Source organism: Aeribacillus sp. JST-2 (assembly GCF_056032925.1).
Window position 1 is genome coordinate 167,357 of sequence record NZ_JBVVUU010000002.1, and the last position, 14,955, is coordinate 182,311.

General features: G+C 39.5%; 14 protein-coding genes, 1 pseudogene and 1 riboswitch. Of the genes and pseudogenes, 9 read left to right on the plus strand and 6 right to left on the minus strand.

What is annotated here, in order from left to right:
- Positions 1 to 63 precede the first annotated feature (63 nt).
- From AC0KTX_RS02085 to AC0KTX_RS02095, 3 genes are read left to right on the plus strand one after another with little or no spacing between them, the layout of a single operon-like run.
- Positions 64 to 783, plus strand: coding sequence for a (Fe-S)-binding protein (locus AC0KTX_RS02085; RefSeq protein WP_474250573.1), 720 nt, complete (start codon positions 64 to 66; stop codon positions 781 to 783).
- A gap of 14 nt (positions 784 to 797) precedes the next feature.
- Positions 798 to 2,231: a LutB/LldF family L-lactate oxidation iron-sulfur protein gene (locus AC0KTX_RS02090; RefSeq protein WP_474250574.1), complete on the plus strand. Its 1,434-nt coding sequence runs from the start codon at positions 798 to 800 to the stop codon at positions 2,229 to 2,231.
- Positions 2,228 to 2,947 (plus strand): LutC/YkgG family protein, encoded by a 720-nt coding sequence (locus AC0KTX_RS02095; protein ID WP_474250575.1) that lies wholly within the window; start codon positions 2,228 to 2,230, stop codon positions 2,945 to 2,947. The genes AC0KTX_RS02090 and AC0KTX_RS02095 overlap by 4 nt, the downstream gene beginning before the upstream one ends.
- An 89-nt stretch (positions 2,948 to 3,036) precedes the next feature.
- Here the strand turns inward: AC0KTX_RS02095 and AC0KTX_RS02100 are convergent, their stop codons facing one another.
- Positions 3,037 to 4,041 (minus strand): acyltransferase family protein, encoded by a 1,005-nt coding sequence (locus AC0KTX_RS02100; protein WP_474250576.1) that lies wholly within the window; start codon positions 4,039 to 4,041, stop codon positions 3,037 to 3,039.
- Between the two features lie 226 nt (positions 4,042 to 4,267).
- Here AC0KTX_RS02100 and AC0KTX_RS02105 point away from each other — a divergent pair, with 226 nt between their 5' ends.
- Positions 4,268 to 6,427 (plus strand): PAS domain S-box protein, encoded by a 2,160-nt coding sequence (locus AC0KTX_RS02105; protein ID WP_474250577.1) that lies wholly within the window; start codon positions 4,268 to 4,270, stop codon positions 6,425 to 6,427.
- A 16-nt stretch (positions 6,428 to 6,443) separates the two neighbouring features.
- Positions 6,444 to 6,935 (plus strand): methylated-DNA--[protein]-cysteine S-methyltransferase, encoded by a 492-nt coding sequence (locus AC0KTX_RS02110; RefSeq protein WP_474250578.1) that lies wholly within the window; start codon positions 6,444 to 6,446, stop codon positions 6,933 to 6,935.
- A 135-nt stretch (positions 6,936 to 7,070) separates the two neighbouring features.
- On the opposite strand, the gene AC0KTX_RS02115 is transcribed toward AC0KTX_RS02110, so the two are convergent.
- Positions 7,071 to 7,862 (minus strand): carbon-nitrogen family hydrolase, encoded by a 792-nt coding sequence (locus tag AC0KTX_RS02115; RefSeq protein ID WP_474250579.1) that lies wholly within the window; start codon positions 7,860 to 7,862, stop codon positions 7,071 to 7,073.
- A 361-nt stretch (positions 7,863 to 8,223) separates the two neighbouring features.
- A riboswitch (SAM riboswitch) is annotated at positions 8,224 to 8,326 on the plus strand.
- Positions 8,327 to 8,415: 89 nt separating this feature from the next.
- On the opposite strand from AC0KTX_RS02115, the gene AC0KTX_RS02120 reads away from it, so the two are divergent.
- Positions 8,416 to 9,078, plus strand: coding sequence for a 2-hydroxy-3-keto-5-methylthiopentenyl-1-phosphate phosphatase (locus AC0KTX_RS02120; RefSeq protein WP_474250580.1), 663 nt, complete (start codon positions 8,416 to 8,418; stop codon positions 9,076 to 9,078).
- A 239-nt stretch (positions 9,079 to 9,317) separates the two neighbouring features.
- On the opposite strand, the gene AC0KTX_RS02125 is transcribed toward AC0KTX_RS02120, so the two are convergent.
- On the minus strand, positions 9,318 to 10,448 hold the full coding sequence (locus AC0KTX_RS02125) for a toxic anion resistance protein (protein ID WP_474250581.1): 1,131 nt from the start codon (positions 10,446 to 10,448) through the stop codon (positions 9,318 to 9,320).
- Between the two features lie 32 nt (positions 10,449 to 10,480).
- Positions 10,481 to 11,107, minus strand: coding sequence for a 5-bromo-4-chloroindolyl phosphate hydrolysis family protein (locus tag AC0KTX_RS02130; protein ID WP_474250582.1), 627 nt, complete (start codon positions 11,105 to 11,107; stop codon positions 10,481 to 10,483).
- Positions 11,108 to 11,294: 187 nt separating this feature from the next.
- On the opposite strand from AC0KTX_RS02130, the pseudogene AC0KTX_RS02135 reads away from it, so the two are divergent.
- Positions 11,295 to 11,613 (plus strand): annotated as a pseudogene (locus AC0KTX_RS02135) (YbjQ family protein).
- 195 nt (positions 11,614 to 11,808) lie between these two features.
- Positions 11,809 to 12,027, plus strand: a complete 219-nt coding sequence (locus AC0KTX_RS02140; RefSeq protein ID WP_474250583.1) for a Spo0E family sporulation regulatory protein-aspartic acid phosphatase — start codon at positions 11,809 to 11,811, stop codon at positions 12,025 to 12,027.
- Between the two features lie 58 nt (positions 12,028 to 12,085).
- On the opposite strand, the gene AC0KTX_RS02145 is transcribed toward AC0KTX_RS02140, so the two are convergent.
- Positions 12,086 to 12,817, minus strand: coding sequence for a ZIP family metal transporter (locus AC0KTX_RS02145; RefSeq protein WP_474250584.1), 732 nt, complete (start codon positions 12,815 to 12,817; stop codon positions 12,086 to 12,088).
- A gap of 93 nt (positions 12,818 to 12,910) precedes the next feature.
- Here AC0KTX_RS02145 and AC0KTX_RS02150 point away from each other — a divergent pair, with 93 nt between their 5' ends.
- A complete protein-coding gene (locus tag AC0KTX_RS02150; protein WP_474250585.1) occupies positions 12,911 to 13,363 on the plus strand; it encodes a hypothetical protein in 453 nt (150 codons plus the stop codon).
- 21 nt (positions 13,364 to 13,384) lie between these two features.
- Here the strand turns inward: AC0KTX_RS02150 and AC0KTX_RS02155 are convergent, their stop codons facing one another.
- On the minus strand, positions 13,385 to 14,893 hold the full coding sequence (locus AC0KTX_RS02155; RefSeq protein ID WP_474250586.1) for an ATP-binding protein: 1,509 nt from the start codon (positions 14,891 to 14,893) through the stop codon (positions 13,385 to 13,387).
- Between the last annotated feature and the right edge of the window lie 62 nt (positions 14,894 to 14,955).

Genomic DNA, 14,955 nt, shown 5'->3' on the forward strand with positions numbered 1-14,955 from the left:
AAAAAGCGCTAAAGTGAATGTAAAGGGTTTCATAGATAAAACGATTTACAAGGGGGAGCAAAAATGAAAGTTTCCTTGTTTGTTACTTGTTTAGTAGATGTTTTTAACGGCTCTGTGGGAAAAGCTGCGGTCGAACTGCTGGAACGGCTCGGCTGTCAGGTTGAATTTCCGGAAGGTCAAATTTGCTGCGGCCAGCCTGCTTTTAACAGTGGTTATGTAAGCGATGCTAAAAGGGCGATGAAAAACATGATACGAACATTTGAAGACGCTGAATATGTTGTCACTCCTTCCGGTTCGTGTGCAACAATGTTTCATGAGTATCCGCAAATTTTCTCCGATGATCCCGAATGGGGAGAAAAAGCAAAAAAACTGGCGGAAAAAACATATGAATTAACACAATTCATTGTCAATGTATTGAAGGTGGAAGATGTGGGGGCAACGCTGCATGGAAAAGCGACGTATCACACCTCCTGTCATATGACGCGCCTTTTGGCAGTAAAAGATGCGCCATTTAAGCTGCTCTCCAATGTGAAAGGTTTGGAGGTCATTCCGTTAAAAAACGCATATGATTGCTGCGGTTTTGGCGGAACATTCTCGGTCAAAATGGAAAAAATTTCAGAGCAAATGGTCGATGAAAAAGTTCGCCACATTGAAGAAACGGGGGCCGATTATTTAATCGGAGCGGATTGCGGCTGTTTAATGAATATTGGCGGCCGGATCATGAGGAAAGGTAAACCTGTTAAAGTCATGCACATTGCCGAAGTGTTAAACAGCGTGGAATAAGGGAGGGGAAAACGATGGCGATGAAAATTAGCGATCAGCCTTTCGGACAAAGACTGGAAACAAATTTAAAAAATGACTTTATGCGAAATGCCGTTGCCGATGCGCAGGAACGGTTGAGACAAAGAAGATTAGAAGCTGCTGAAGAACTGGGCAATTGGGAAGAATGGAGATCTCTCGGTGAACAAATCCGCAAGCATACATTGGACAATTTGGATTTTTATTTGTTCCAGTTAAGCGAAAATGTTGCAAAAAGAGGAGGACATGTTTTCTTTGCCAGTACGGCGGAAGAAGCAAGAAATTATATTCGCGGTGTTATTGAACAAAAGGAAGCGAAAAAGGTCGTCAAATCAAAATCGATGGTTACGGAAGAAATTCATTTGAACCAAAGCTTGGAAGAAGCGGGTTGCCAAGTCATTGAAACAGATCTTGGGGAATATATTCTGCAAGTCGATGATCATGATCCTCCTTCCCATATTGTGGCACCCGCCTTGCATAAAAATAAGGAGCAAATCCGCGATGTCTTTATGAAAAAACTCGGTTATACAAAGACGGAAAAACCGGAAGAACTCGCCCTTCATGCGCGGCAAATGCTCAGAAACGAATTTTTAACAGCTGATGTAGGAATAACAGGCTGCAATTTTGCCATCGCAGAATCGGGTTCATTTTGTCTTGTCACAAACGAGGGGAATGCCAGAATGGTCACAACTGTTCCGAAGACGCAAATTACCGTTATGGGAATGGAACGGATTGTGCCGACATTTGAAGAGCTGGATGTCCTTGTCAGCCTGCTGACGAGAAGTGCTGTTGGCCAGAAACTGACCAGCTATGTAACCGTTTTAACCGGACCGAGAGAAGAAGGGGATGTAGACGGACCGGAAGAATTTCATTTAGTGATTGTGGATAACGGCAGATCCAATATTTTAGGAACTGAATTTCAATCCGTATTACAATGTATTCGCTGTGCGGCATGTGTAAACGTTTGTCCAGTTTACCGGCATATCGGCGGCCACTCATATGGATCGATTTATTCCGGTCCGATTGGTGCGGTGTTGTCGCCATTGATCGGCGGATATGACGACTACAAAGAACTGCCCTATGCTTCAACGCTTTGTGCGGCATGTACGGAAGCTTGCCCTGTTAAAATTCCTTTGCATGAGCTATTATTAAAACACAGACAGGTTATTGTGGAAAAAGAAGGACGGGCGCCAATCAGCGAAAAAATGGCCATGAAGGCTTTCGGTTTGGGAGCGGCCAACCAAAAACTTTACAAGTGGGGAACAAAGATAGCGCCAAACGCTTTGAAACCGTTTGCGAAAGAAGGGATTATCTCAAACGGTATTGGACCGCTAAAGGCATGGACATCGATTCGCGAATTCCCCGCACCCGAAAAGAACAGTTTTCGAAATTGGTTTAAAGAGCACAAAAACGGGGTGGGTGGTCGTTCATGAAAGGCACTGTTCAAAATCGCGACTTCTTCTTGAAAACGATTGCCAATCGTTTAAAAAGGGAAGTCCGAACGGAAGGGGTAAGGCGGCCGGCATGGTCATATCACCCTCAACAAAAAGTTCTTGCAGGAGCGTCAACAGATGAGTTAGTTAATGTATTGATCAAGCAATGCGCAAATATTCATGTGGACGTTTATAAAGCGGAAAAACAAACATTGAAAAGTATGCTGAAGGAAGCAATTGACTTTTATGGAGGAGGCCCTGTGACGGTTTGGGACGATCCAAGGTTTGAAGCTTTCGGTCTAGCAACATTTCTTGAAAAGGAACTGCCGAGCGAAGGGATGGACGTTTATATATGGAATCCGGAAAATGGAGAAGAAAATTTGAAAATGGCCGAAAAAGCAAACGTTGGCATCACTTTTAGCGATTTGACACTTGCTGAATCAGGAACAGTTGTATTATTTAATGGAGGCGGGAAAGGAAGGGCTGTCAGCCTTTTGCCGACAACTTATATCGCAATCATTCCAAAAAGTACGATTGTTCCTCGGATGACGCAGGCAGCGGAACTCATTCATCAAATGCAGGAACGGGGAGAGGACATTTCTTCTTGCATAAATTTTATTTCCGGACCGAGCAATTCCGCTGATATTGAAATGAATTTAGTTGTCGGTGTGCACGGGCCGGTGAAAACTGCTTATCTCATTGTCGAAGATTTATAGAGAAAGGGAGAGAAAATTGCCTTTTGAAAGTAATTGAAGCGAAGCCTTAAACGGCAGTGAAAAACCGGGTGCACTCTTTTGCGCCCGGTTTAATTATGAATTTTTACTAATTTTTTCAGTTGCGTTGCCCGGAGTTCAATTATTGGCTGGGTAAATGCTTTCACGGGATTGCTGGACAGGATAAAGGTGATCATGACTGAGATTACGGCAATGATCAAAGTATTTTCTATTTCCATCACCCAATTTTCCAATTCGCTCTCCCTGATCGTTTGGATAATGAATCCATGAAGCAAATATACATAAAATGTTCTTGCCCCCCATTTTGTAAAAAAGTAGCGTTTTCTTGGAATGAAGGAAAGAAAACCGAACGTCGTCACAAATGTCAACAAATAAAATCCAAGTCTCGTCAAAGCTGATGTGAAATCAGGATCGCCAAAGGCAGAATACGGTTTGGAGCCAAACAGCCATTCGTAGTCAAAAGAAAGGTGAAAGTAAGAAACAAAGATCAACGATAAAGCAATAAAGCTTGTTAAGCGCATCGGCCATTTGACGATGGAACGGAAATGTCCGCTATTCAAATAAAATCCGGCCAAAAAGATGGGAAGGAAAACGAACGTGCGCGAAAGGCTTAAATAGTTGCTGATGAAATCAAAGTAGCCAGCCAAGATTCCAATGGCAAATGAGATGAAAAGAGCCGCGAATTTATTCAGTTTTGAAAAAGGAAAGAGCATGATGTTCCAGAAAAACAAGCTGATCAAAAACCAGAGGGACCAGTGAGGATTTAAGGGATCCATCGATGAAAGAAAATTTTCCCCCTTGATTAACGTATAGTACACCGTATAAATTCCATGGAAAATCAAATAAGGGAAAATCAGCTTTTTCGTTATTTTTTTGACATATCCTTTCTTTTTAAACCCTTTCGCAAAATAGCCGGAAATTAAGATAAACGCAGGCATGTGAAACGTATAAATAAACTTGTACAAATTCATCATGAAATCATTTTCTTCAATCGTTGACCGTATAAAATGACCGAACACGACGAGGCAAATCAAGACAAATTTGGCATTATCAAAATAATTGTCGCGTTCTTTCATAACATCACCTTCAAAAGCAATTTGTATCAAAAAATCATTTTTATCCACTTCTACATACCATATTCAACTATAAGCAAAATTTTTATATTTGTAAACTTTTCTGTATGGCATACAGTATGGAAAAGATATAACAAAATTCCCAAATTTTTAAGAAATGAAGGAATTTAGCGGGGAATTGTAGAAAATGAAAAAGCGGAGAGAGTGTGTCAAATAAGGGGTGGGAACAATGAAGCAAAAGGTGATGACATTAGAAGGCAGCCTATGGATGAGACGTTGGAAAAAAGCAAATGAGGAAAATGAAAAGCTGAGAAAAAAGCTGGACAATTTTTATCGACTTTTTGACCATTCATTGGATGCCATGGTGCTCTTGGATCCGAATGATCAAATTTATATGGTGAATCAGGCCGCCTGCCGATTGTTTGAAATGACTTGCGAGGAATTGATGAAAAAATCGTTCCAAGATTTCATATTTATGATGCCGAACGGTGATTGGAATTTCAAAACATGCAATGATGATAAAGGGGATTATGAAGAAGAATGTTTGCTGAAATTGCCAAACGGACGGATTAAATATGTGGAATACAGCTTATGTGAAAAAGTGTTTGAATCATATAATCTGCTGATTTTGCGGGATGTTTCCAAAAGAAAGCTGCTTGAACGTGAACAGTCAATCAATGATCAGCTTTTTCAGGATTTATTTGAACGAGCCGTTGACGGGATTGCCATCATTGATCATAAAGGATTTTTTGTTGATGCGAACAATTCATTTTGTTCAAGTTTTTGCATTAATCCGAACGAATTGAACAAGCATAAAATTTCCGATTTTATTGAATCGGATGAAATGGCTTCTTCCTTTATGGAAACCATTCAAAAAAAAGGAAGAATGAAAGGGGAACTTCCGGTAAAATTAAAAAACGGCGCAAAGAGAACTTTTGAATATACGATCACTTCGAATATATTCAACGGCTTTTACATGTCCATCATGCGCGATATAACCGAGAAAAGAAAAATGGAACAACAATTAATTGAAAGCGAAGAAAGATTTAGAGAAGTATTTGAAAATGCACTCGATGCCATCATTATTTGGGATGAAAAAGGAAACATTCAAAAAGCCAACCAATGGGCTTGCCGCATATTTGAACTTCCTATTCACAATCTGTTGAAAAGCAATTTGCTGCAATTTATTAATCGGAGGGATCCGAAATTTCGGAAAATTATACATCACTACTTGAAAACAGGTGCTATAAGAGAAGAACTGATGTTTTATATGCCGAACGGACAAAAGAAACAACTGGAATTCACTTCAAAATACAATCCGAAAGAACGGACCCATATGACCATTTTACGAAATGTCAGCGACCGAAAACGGATGGAAAAAGAGCTTCGGGAAAGCGAACAAAAGTTTCGCAACGTTTTTAACGGCGCCATGGACGGAATTGTTTTGTTTGATGATTCATGGATGATTGTCGATGCAAATCCGGTGGCAAAACAAATTTTAGGATTATCAAACAAAAAAATAGATCAATATTGTCTGTTGGAACTGTTTTCCATAAAAAATATGAATGATTGGAATCAGAATGGATTAACAAAAGAATTTGTGTTAACATTGAAAAACGGGCAAGAAAGAATCATTGAATGTTCCTTTAAACGGAGCATAATTGAAAACATGAATTTGGCGATTTTTCGTGATATTACTGAAAGGAAAGAAATGGAAGAATGTCTAAGAAAATCCGATACATTAAATGTTGTCGGTGAGCTGGCAGCCGGAATCGCCCACGAAATTCGGAATCCAATGACAGCATTAAAAGGATTCATTCAGCTTTTGCAAGGAAGCATAAAAGAGGATCATTCATTATATTTCAATGTAATTACTTCCGAGTTAAAAAGAATCGAATCGATCATCACTGAATTTCTTATTTTGGCCAAACCACAGGCGGTGCGATTCGAGCAGAAAAATATCATTAAAATCATGAAAGATACGATTGACCTGCTGAATGCCCAAGCGATATTGGTGAATGTGCAAATCTATTTAGAGTATGAAAACGTCCCTGACATTTATTGTGAGCCAAATCAATTGAAGCAAGTGTTCATCAATATTTTGAAAAATGCCATTGAGGTTATGCCAAATGGCGGAAATATATTTGTGTCCATACATCGAAAAAACGACAAATGGGTGCAAATTGCCATACAAGATGAAGGACCGGGAATTTCCAAAGATAAATTAAAACGGCTCGGAGAACCCTTTTATACAACGAAGGACAGGGGAACTGGCCTGGGACTTATGGTCAGCTATAAAATTATTGAAGAACATAAAGGAAAAGTGAAAGTAAAAAGCAAAGTCGGACATGGAACCACTTTTTATATTTCACTCCCAATCGAAAAATAGACATTTGAGGTGTGTTATGGTTTATTTCAGTGCTATTTCGACTCCGCTTGGAGAAATAGGAATAGTTGAAAGAGACGGGATCATAATCTCTGTCCTAATGGATGAGAATGAATGGGAGAAGCTTCTCGGCTCTCCTCATGTTTTAAACAAAGCCACACCGCTTTTAAAAGAGGCGGCAAAGCAGCTGGAAGAATATTTTGAAGGAAAACGAACCGAATTCACCTTTCCTTTTCAGCAAAGCGGTACTCCATTTCAGGAGAAAGTTTGGAAAGAACTGATGAATATTCCGTTCGGCCAAGTCCGCAGTTACCAAGAGGTAGCAGCAGCTATCGGAAATCCGAGAGCAGTCAGGGCGGTAGGCCAAGCAAACAAGGCGAACTCGCTTCCGATTATTGTTCCGTGCCATCGGGTGATCGGCCAAAATGGAAAACTTGTCGGCTATGCAGGAAATCAAGTAGATAAAAAAGCTTTTTTGCTGGATTTGGAGAAGCGCGTTTGTTCATTATAATGGATAGAATTTAAAACTCTTCGGAAAAAGCCGCAGAGTTTAGCGAAACAATATGCTGATTTTGCCCCGAAATGGCTTTGAAAGGGTTCTTTTTTCTGTAATGATCCCTTTGATATACTCATGGGGAGTCATCAATTATTCACATGTATAAAAATCAGGTCGGCGGTCAGCAAAAACCGGAATCATTTCCCGCACTTGAACCACTTTGTTCAAATCAATTTTTGCCGTGACAATCTCTTCCTGTTCGCCTCCTTCGGCCATTACTTCTCCCCACGGGTCGATGATGATGGAATGGCCTGCAAAATCATTTTTTCCGTCAGATCCGACACGATTGCAAGCGACAACAAAACATTGGTTTTCGATCGCGCGTGCTAAAAGGAGCGTCCGCCAATGATCCAAGCGCTGCTTCGGCCATTCGGCGGCAACAAATAAAATTTTTGCCCCTTTTAAGACGGAAATCCGGATCCATTCAGGAAAACGGATATCATAACAGATCACCCCGCAAGCCGGGATGCCTGGCAACTCAAAATAGCTATCATCTTGCCCGGATTGTAAATATTTGTCTTCATCCATTAATCGAAACAAATGAAGCTTGCTGTATTCATGGATGATCCTTCCGTTCCGATTCACAACATACATCGTATTATAAATGCCTTGGTTCGTTCTTTTAGCGACGGAACCGCCCACAATATGGATATTGTAAGCTTTCGCCCATTTGCTTAAAAAAGATTTTGTGATGCTTCCTTCTGCATCACTGATGTAAGAGAAACGTTCAAGATCATATCCGGTCGTCCAAAGTTCCGGCATGACGACAATGTCCGGCGCCTTATTCATTGCTTCCATAAGCTTGTTTTTCATATGTTCAATATTTAGCTCCGGGTTGCAGGGAAAAATATTCGTTTGCAAACAAGAGATTGTGATTTCCATCTCATCACCGCCTGACGTTGATTCTTTACAAGTAGATAATTCCAATATACGGTATTTTGTGAGAAATTCAAGAGGTGTATTGGGTGAGCACGAAAACGCTTTGCTTCGGGTTCCCAAAGGCTTTCCTTCGATATGTTTTTCTTATTTTCCATACGGCTTTTGGCCGGATCAGCAGTTTCCGAAAAAGGGGAACAGTTTCTTCGCAAGCTTTTGAAAGGGAAAACCGTTGATTTTCATGATTCGCTTATTTATCTTTTACATATTACATATTTTTTAAAGTTCGCAAAAAAGGATTGACAAATAGCTGAAAGACTGGCATAATCCGAATTAATTTAACACGAAAAAATTTATATGCCATACATTCTTATCAAGAGCAGGCGGAGGGACGAGCCCAATGAAGCCCGGCAACCGGCTTATTTTAAGCACGGTGCTAATTCTTGCAGCATGTTGCTGAGAGATAAGGATGTTTCGTAAATGAAACTTCCAACCTCTTCTCGCAAGGCTGCGAAAAGAGGTTTTTTATTTGTGTAAGTTCTATCGTAGAGGTGAAAGGATGAAAAAACCGCTTATCATATGTGATTTTGTTGGAACAATCACAAAAGAAGACACCGTTGTTGCCATCATGAAAAAATTTGCGCCTCCCGAATGGAAGAGGCTTAAGGAGAAAATGTTGTCGGAAAAAATATCCGTTAAAGAAGGATTGGAACAAATGTTTTCGCTGTTGCTCTCCTACAAAGTATACGATGTGATTGAATATGTGTTATCAACAGCCGAAATTCGTGAAGGGTTTCAAGCACTTGTCGAATATACGAAAAGAAACAAATTGCCATTATATGTTGTCAGCAGCGGAATGGATTTTTTTGTGAAACCGTTGTTAAAACCGCTTATTCCGGAAGATCATATTTTTTGCAATAACGCCGATTTTTCAGGGGATTTTATCAACATTGAATGGCTTCATGAATGTGATGAACATTGTGATCAACATTGCGGATTATGCAAGGCATCGATTATTCGCAAGATTGCTTCCAATGATCACTACGTAATCGTTATTGGGGATTCGATTACGGATTTGGAAGCGGCAAAGCTGGCCGATATTGTGATTGCAAGAGATTTTCTTTTTGAAAAATGCCGTCAATTAGGTTTAAATCATAGAAGCTTTGATACGTTTTATGATGTCATTCATCATTTAAAGCAAATGGAGGAAGTGTCAGTTTGATTAAAGTGAAAGAAGAGTGAGGGGAGAAGCGGCAATTGCCCGATTAAAGTGAAAAACCATCCACTTGTATATTTGGGGCTGCAAGGGGATGGGAGTGATTCAAGAAGGGAAAGTATCGCCTTTCTCCAACCATTTCGGCGAAAGGCGGATATTTTTTAACAAAATAGAAAAAAGTTGTTTATCCGGTTTTTCCGAATGAAAGCTTTTGAAACAATTTTTTCGGGGAAGTTTGTTTCGTTTTATTCTGATTTGAATTGCAAAAGCCTTGATTTCAAGTCGTTTTCAAGCTGTAGAAGCTCCTGTTCGGCTTGCTGCCGTTTCATCCGTCCTTCCTGTTGAATACGGATCGTTTCTTCAATCGTTGAAATGAGATCTTCCTGTGTTTTTTTCAATGTTTCAACATCAACGATTCCGCGTTCGTTTTCTCTTGCGGTTTCGATTGTGTTCGTTTTTAACATTTCAGCATTTTTTAACAGCAGCTCGTTAGTCGTTTTTGTTACTTGTTTTTGTGCCTCAAGCGCCCCTTTTTGCCGGTAAAGGGTAAGTGCAATGGCAATTTGGTTTTTCCATAAAGGGATAGCGGTTAAAATGGATGATTGGATTTTTTCCGCCAATGTTTGATTCATATTTTGAATCATTCGGATTTGCGGGGCGCTTTGGACTGTGATTTGCCTAGATAATTTCAAATCATGAATCCGCTTCTCCAGCCTGTCTGCGAATTGTATCATGTCATTCACTTCTTGAACCGCCATTTGATCTTCTGCCAGCTCCGCTTTTTTCTTAAGCTCCGGAATGATTTTAGTGTGGAGCTCTTCCAGCTTTAATTCCCCGGCAGCAATATAAATATTCAGCGCTTGAAAGTATTCTTTATTGTATTCATACAGACGATCGAGCATCTTGATGTCAGAAAGAAGAACTGATTTTGATTGCTCTAATTTCACTGTGATTCGTTCAATTTGTGAGCCGATTTTTTGATATTTTGACAATAGTTCCTGAATGGAATTTGAAATTTTGCCGAAAAGGCGGGCAAAAACGTTTCGTTTTTCCGGAACGAGCTCTTCCGGTTTTACTTGTTCCAGTTTGTTCATCAACTCTGTTAAAATGTCGCCAACAGGGCCAATATCTTTCTTTTGAACATAATTGAGCATTTCATGGGAAAAACTTGAAAGTTTTTGTTGGGCGCTTGCTCCAAATTGAACGATTGAATGCCGATTTTTATGATCAATTTGCGAGGCGAGTTGAATAGCTTTTTCCCGATGTTCTGCAGGAAGTTTGTCAATGAGTTTCCATGCATTTTTTTCTCCAGATTCCTGAATCGGCAATGTCTGCTCTTGACTGTCACCGAAAGGGTTTGACAAAAGTTCATCCATGAGATCCATTTCCTTTTTATTGACCAATGCAATCACCTTTCTTTTCGCTCTAACGCTTGCTTTTTCGCAACATTTAATTCAAATTGAAGATGATCGATATCATCGGATAATACGGCAATTAAATCTTTCTCTAGAGAAGAGCAAATATGAGACAGCATCCGCTTTGTTTCCCCTAATGATGCACGGATGTTTTGATCTCGTATCGGCTGCGAAGCAAGGTATGTGTATTTTTCCGCGAGCTCTACACACGAATCCAAATGATAGAAAAAGAATTGTTCTCCTTGATAGAAACGTCTCGGTTCTTTTTCCGCAATCCGATAAATGCGTTTTGACAGACGAACCGCTTCGACTAACTGTTGGATCGTTTCAATGGAACGGGCTTTGAATAGGGTGCGCTGCAGCCTGGAAATTTTCTGTTTCGCCTCTTTTAAATTATCCGAAATATATTTGTATTCTCTTCCTGTTAACCCGTTTTGTTTTAACCATTGCTTCTTCTGCAACGTTTTGAGAAGGAAATAGACGGCAACTCCCCCTGCAATGGCATAACAGGATGATGAGAAAAATGATTGATCAAATCCGAAAAAAGAAATTAACCAAACAAAAACGGTTGAGAAAAAAGCTGCCGTGCTTCTTGTCAAAAACAAAATGAACGATCTCATTTTATCGACTCCTATATATAAGGTTTACCGAAATATACGATTGAATAAACAGAGAAGTTTCGCCTTTTGCTACAATTTTACTACATCTTGCAAAAAAAGTAGAAGATTTGTGAAAAAGAATTGAAACATTTTTTTGATTATGAACGTAAATCATGCAAACGAAAGCAGGTTGGGGAAAATGGAGATGTTGATCACAACAACAACCAATACATTGCAAGGAAAAGAAATTGAAGAGTATTTAGGGATTGGCAGCGGAACAACCATTCTTGGCGCTAACATCGTCCGCGATTTTCTGGCAGGCATTACCGATATTGTCGGAGGAAGAAGCGGCACGTATGAAAATAAGCTTGACGGAAGGAAGAGAAATCGCTCTTCAACAGATCAAAGAAAAGGCTGAAAGATTGGGTGCAAATGCAATCGTTGGAGTTGATCTTGATTTTGAAACGTTAAGAGACGGAATGATGATGGTCGTCGCAATTGGAACAGCGGTGAGAATGAAAGACTGAAGGGAGCAATTTCATGCTCCCTTAGTTATTTTCCCGATTTTTTTTAATCTTCCCCTTAAAATGAGAAAACAATTTTTGCTGCATAAAAAATTTGTCTAATTTTGCGAATCTATTTACAAATATAGTAGAATCTGTAATAATAACCGAGTGCGTTTCTCTTAAGGACTCGATTTTTGGAAGGAGGTTGTGAAAAAAATGTCAGTGGAGGAGGAAATACAAAAAGAGAAGCTGATCATTGAAATTATAATCAAAAGACAAAAAATGATCGAAATGGCGCAGATCACCGGCCTCAACAGCAAAGAGACGATTGAGATCAGCCAAGAACTGGACAAGTTATTGAACGAATATCAGTTGATCTTAAGAAACAATGGGGATATTCAGCCATTTTTCCAAAATGTCTCATGGGGATTTTAATGCTTATGCTCCATGTTAACATAAAAAAGAAAACTCGCTGAAAGACATGCGAGTCATCTTAGAAAAGTTCCGTAATAATGAGCATAAATAATATACCGACGATGAAGGAATAAGTGGATGTTAGTTCATGGCCGTCCCCATGGCTTTCAGGTATTAATTCTTTATAAATGATAAAAAGCATTGCTCCGGCTGCAAAGGCAAGGCCGTAAGATAGAAGAGATTCAACAAAGGTTGTCAAATAAAAACCAATAAACGAAGTCACGATTTCAATCGCACCTGTCAATGTGGCAATGATAAATGCTTTCAATCTTGAAATATTTTGGTTGATTAAAAAAAGAGCCACTAAAAATCCTTCAGGCGCATTTTGGAGCCCGATGGCCAGAGCGATTAAATGACCGAGTTCTTGTGTTTCAGAGGCATAACTGACACCGACGGAAAGCCCTTCCGGCAGATTATGCAGAGTGATCGCTGAAATGATGAGCAATGCTTTTTCGTCAAATTGTAACCCTTTTTTCGTGTGCCCCAATTCAATATGAGGAATGTTTTTTTCCAAAATGGTTAATACAATGACTCCGAGAAACAATCCGACACACATGCTCCCAATCGTTCCGTATGCAAGCGATTCCGGAATCAATCCCCTCATGGAAGCTGCCATCATGATGCCAGCGCTGAATGCCAACAGCAAGTCTCTTCCTCTATGCTTTATCGTCTTTTGCAAAAAAAGAATCGGGATTGCTCCTAGTCCAGTCGACATAGCGGATAAAAAGCTCCCGATGTAGACTTCATTCATATCTTTGCCCCCTTTGCCAAAAAAAGAGATGATTTCCGATAATTATGTTTTATAATAGATTTAACATTTTATCAATAAGAGAAGGAGATCTGTATGAAAGAAGCCATTTTATTCATTGTCGACACCATCAATGATTTGCACGATCAAATCTTTGCGGTTGTTGACATGCTAGGTCTTGACATAGATGATAAAGACTTGCATTTTTGGATCATCGGCATTTTCGGAATGGCCTTTTTTCTCGCCACCCATTCTGTTTTTAAATATATTGCGAAATACAGCATATCATGTTTATCTTTTATCTATACATTTACCGTTTTGCTTGTTGTTGTCTTTGCAATCGAAATCCAACAAAAAATCACCAACCGCGGAAATATGGAATTTGAAGATGTGGTTCAAGGTTTATGGGGCTTCCTAGTTTTCTTCTCTATTTTCATCTGTTTGCGTCTTCTGTATCAAATGATATGGAAAGCTTTTGGGAAAATACGTATTCGAAAAAGAAAAACAGAAAAACAAAAAAGCCGCCTGTCAAGGTACCATGCTAGGTAAAAGGGCTCGCAAAGCGGATGTTTAGGAGCCCTGTTTTTCTGAAGGTGTTTTGGCCGCGGGAAACTTTAATGTAACGGTTGTTCCTTGATGGATGCTGCTGTTAATATGAATATCGCCGTCATACATATCGACAATTCGTTTGCAAATGGCAAGGCCAAGTCCGGTTCCGTTGTCTTTCATTGTAAAAAAAGGGTCGAAAATTTTTTCTAGCAAATCATCCGGGATTCCTTTGCCGTTATCCATCACTTGAATGACAGCCAGCTCTTCCTCTCTATGGGCGGCAATGGTGAGGGCTCCATCTTCACGATCAACAGCTTCCAAAGCATTTTTTGTTAAATTTAATATCACTTGCTTAATATGATCCTTTGTACAGTATATCCAAATCGGTTCACTGCGGTCCATTTTGATCTGAAGCGTTGCATGATGAAGATTGCATTCCGATTGTATGATCGGAGACACTTCATCAATAATTTGAATCAGATTATAATGTTTATGTTTATGAGCCGTCGGTTTGCCGAGTACAAGAAATTCGCTGACGATCTCATTAATCCGGTTGATTTCTTGTTCAATGATGGAAAAATATTGTTGATCTTCTTCTGACTGATATTTTTTCTTTAGTAATTGTATAAAACCGCTGATGCCTGTCAGAGGGTTTCTGATTTCATGAGCTGTGCTTGCCGCAAGCGTTCCGATCAGTTCAAGCTTTTGCGCCTCAATTCTTTCTTTTTCCAATTTCGCATTCCGCTTTAATAAATAATACTGAATTAATAGGAAAACAACATTCAAAAAGATAAAAACAATGGCTGCATAAGGAACGATCACTTGTGAAATTTCCGCAGGTTTAATGGGCGTATCGGCCGCTTTCAACACCCAAGGCAGCTGCGATAAATCGGTTTCCACGTACTCCTTTTGCGGGTCAGCCGGTTTTTCGCCTGTGTTAAAAATAAATTCGTTATCCGTATTTTTAACGACAATATATAAATCGGGGCTTAAAACGTTCATAATGTTTTTTATATAATCGATTCTTAACGTTGCATACAGTAAACTGTTAACTTTATTGTTTTGATGGACAATCGGGGTGCACATGGTGATCAGATGATTGTTCGGCATATCTGAAACGCTCGTTTTTTTCGTTTCCAGCGCCGTTTTCAAACATCGATTCGATTGCAGGATTATCTGATCAGCCAGTTTTTGCGTTCCCATCTTCACGGAACCGTTTAAATTGACGATATAAAGCCCGTCAAAACGTGGCTCCTGCATAACCGTATCCGCTAACACCTTTTGAATGTGCTTTTCATCATCCACTTGGTCAATAAAAAGAGCCATCGTTTCCATTCTTGCTATTGTTTCATTGATTAGCCGGTCGATTTGGTCTTTATGAATATTGATCATATAAAAAGCTTCCCGGCGGTGTTCATTTTTAATCATGTTTTCTTGCTTATCCCATATGGAATAAGAAAAAATAGCAGTCGGCAGAAGGACGATGAAAAAATAGAGCAAATATTGCTGTTGTTGCTTTCGTTTCAACATTTTATTACTCCTTTTACGTCTTCAGATTATTATAGCATGTTATCAGGATAGAAAAGGGAATA

Bases quoted from the DNA above. Each gene is read 5' to 3' on its own strand.
- AC0KTX_RS02085 (WP_474250573.1), top strand. From the start codon at position 64: ATGAAAGTTTCCTTGTTTGTTACTTGTTTAGTAGATGTTTTTAACGGC.
- AC0KTX_RS02090 (WP_474250574.1), top strand. From the start codon at position 798: ATGGCGATGAAAATTAGCGATCAGCCTTTCGGACAAAGACTGGAAACA.
- AC0KTX_RS02095 (WP_474250575.1), top strand. From the start codon at position 2,228: ATGAAAGGCACTGTTCAAAATCGCGACTTCTTCTTGAAAACGATTGCC.
- AC0KTX_RS02100 (WP_474250576.1), bottom strand. From the start codon at position 4,041: ATGAAAGAACGCGACAATTATTTTGATAATGCCAAATTTGTCTTGATT.
- AC0KTX_RS02105 (WP_474250577.1), top strand. From the start codon at position 4,268: ATGAAGCAAAAGGTGATGACATTAGAAGGCAGCCTATGGATGAGACGT.
- AC0KTX_RS02110 (WP_474250578.1), top strand. From the start codon at position 6,444: ATGGTTTATTTCAGTGCTATTTCGACTCCGCTTGGAGAAATAGGAATA.
- AC0KTX_RS02115 (WP_474250579.1), bottom strand. From the start codon at position 7,862: ATGGAAATCACAATCTCTTGTTTGCAAACGAATATTTTTCCCTGCAAC.
- AC0KTX_RS02120 (WP_474250580.1), top strand. From the start codon at position 8,416: ATGAAAAAACCGCTTATCATATGTGATTTTGTTGGAACAATCACAAAA.
- AC0KTX_RS02125 (WP_474250581.1), bottom strand. From the start codon at position 10,448: ATGGATGAACTTTTGTCAAACCCTTTCGGTGACAGTCAAGAGCAGACA.
- AC0KTX_RS02130 (WP_474250582.1), bottom strand. From the start codon at position 11,107: ATGAGATCGTTCATTTTGTTTTTGACAAGAAGCACGGCAGCTTTTTTC.
- AC0KTX_RS02140 (WP_474250583.1), top strand. From the start codon at position 11,809: ATGTCAGTGGAGGAGGAAATACAAAAAGAGAAGCTGATCATTGAAATT.
- AC0KTX_RS02145 (WP_474250584.1), bottom strand. From the start codon at position 12,817: ATGAATGAAGTCTACATCGGGAGCTTTTTATCCGCTATGTCGACTGGA.
- AC0KTX_RS02150 (WP_474250585.1), top strand. From the start codon at position 12,911: ATGAAAGAAGCCATTTTATTCATTGTCGACACCATCAATGATTTGCAC.
- AC0KTX_RS02155 (WP_474250586.1), bottom strand. From the start codon at position 14,893: ATGTTGAAACGAAAGCAACAACAGCAATATTTGCTCTATTTTTTCATC.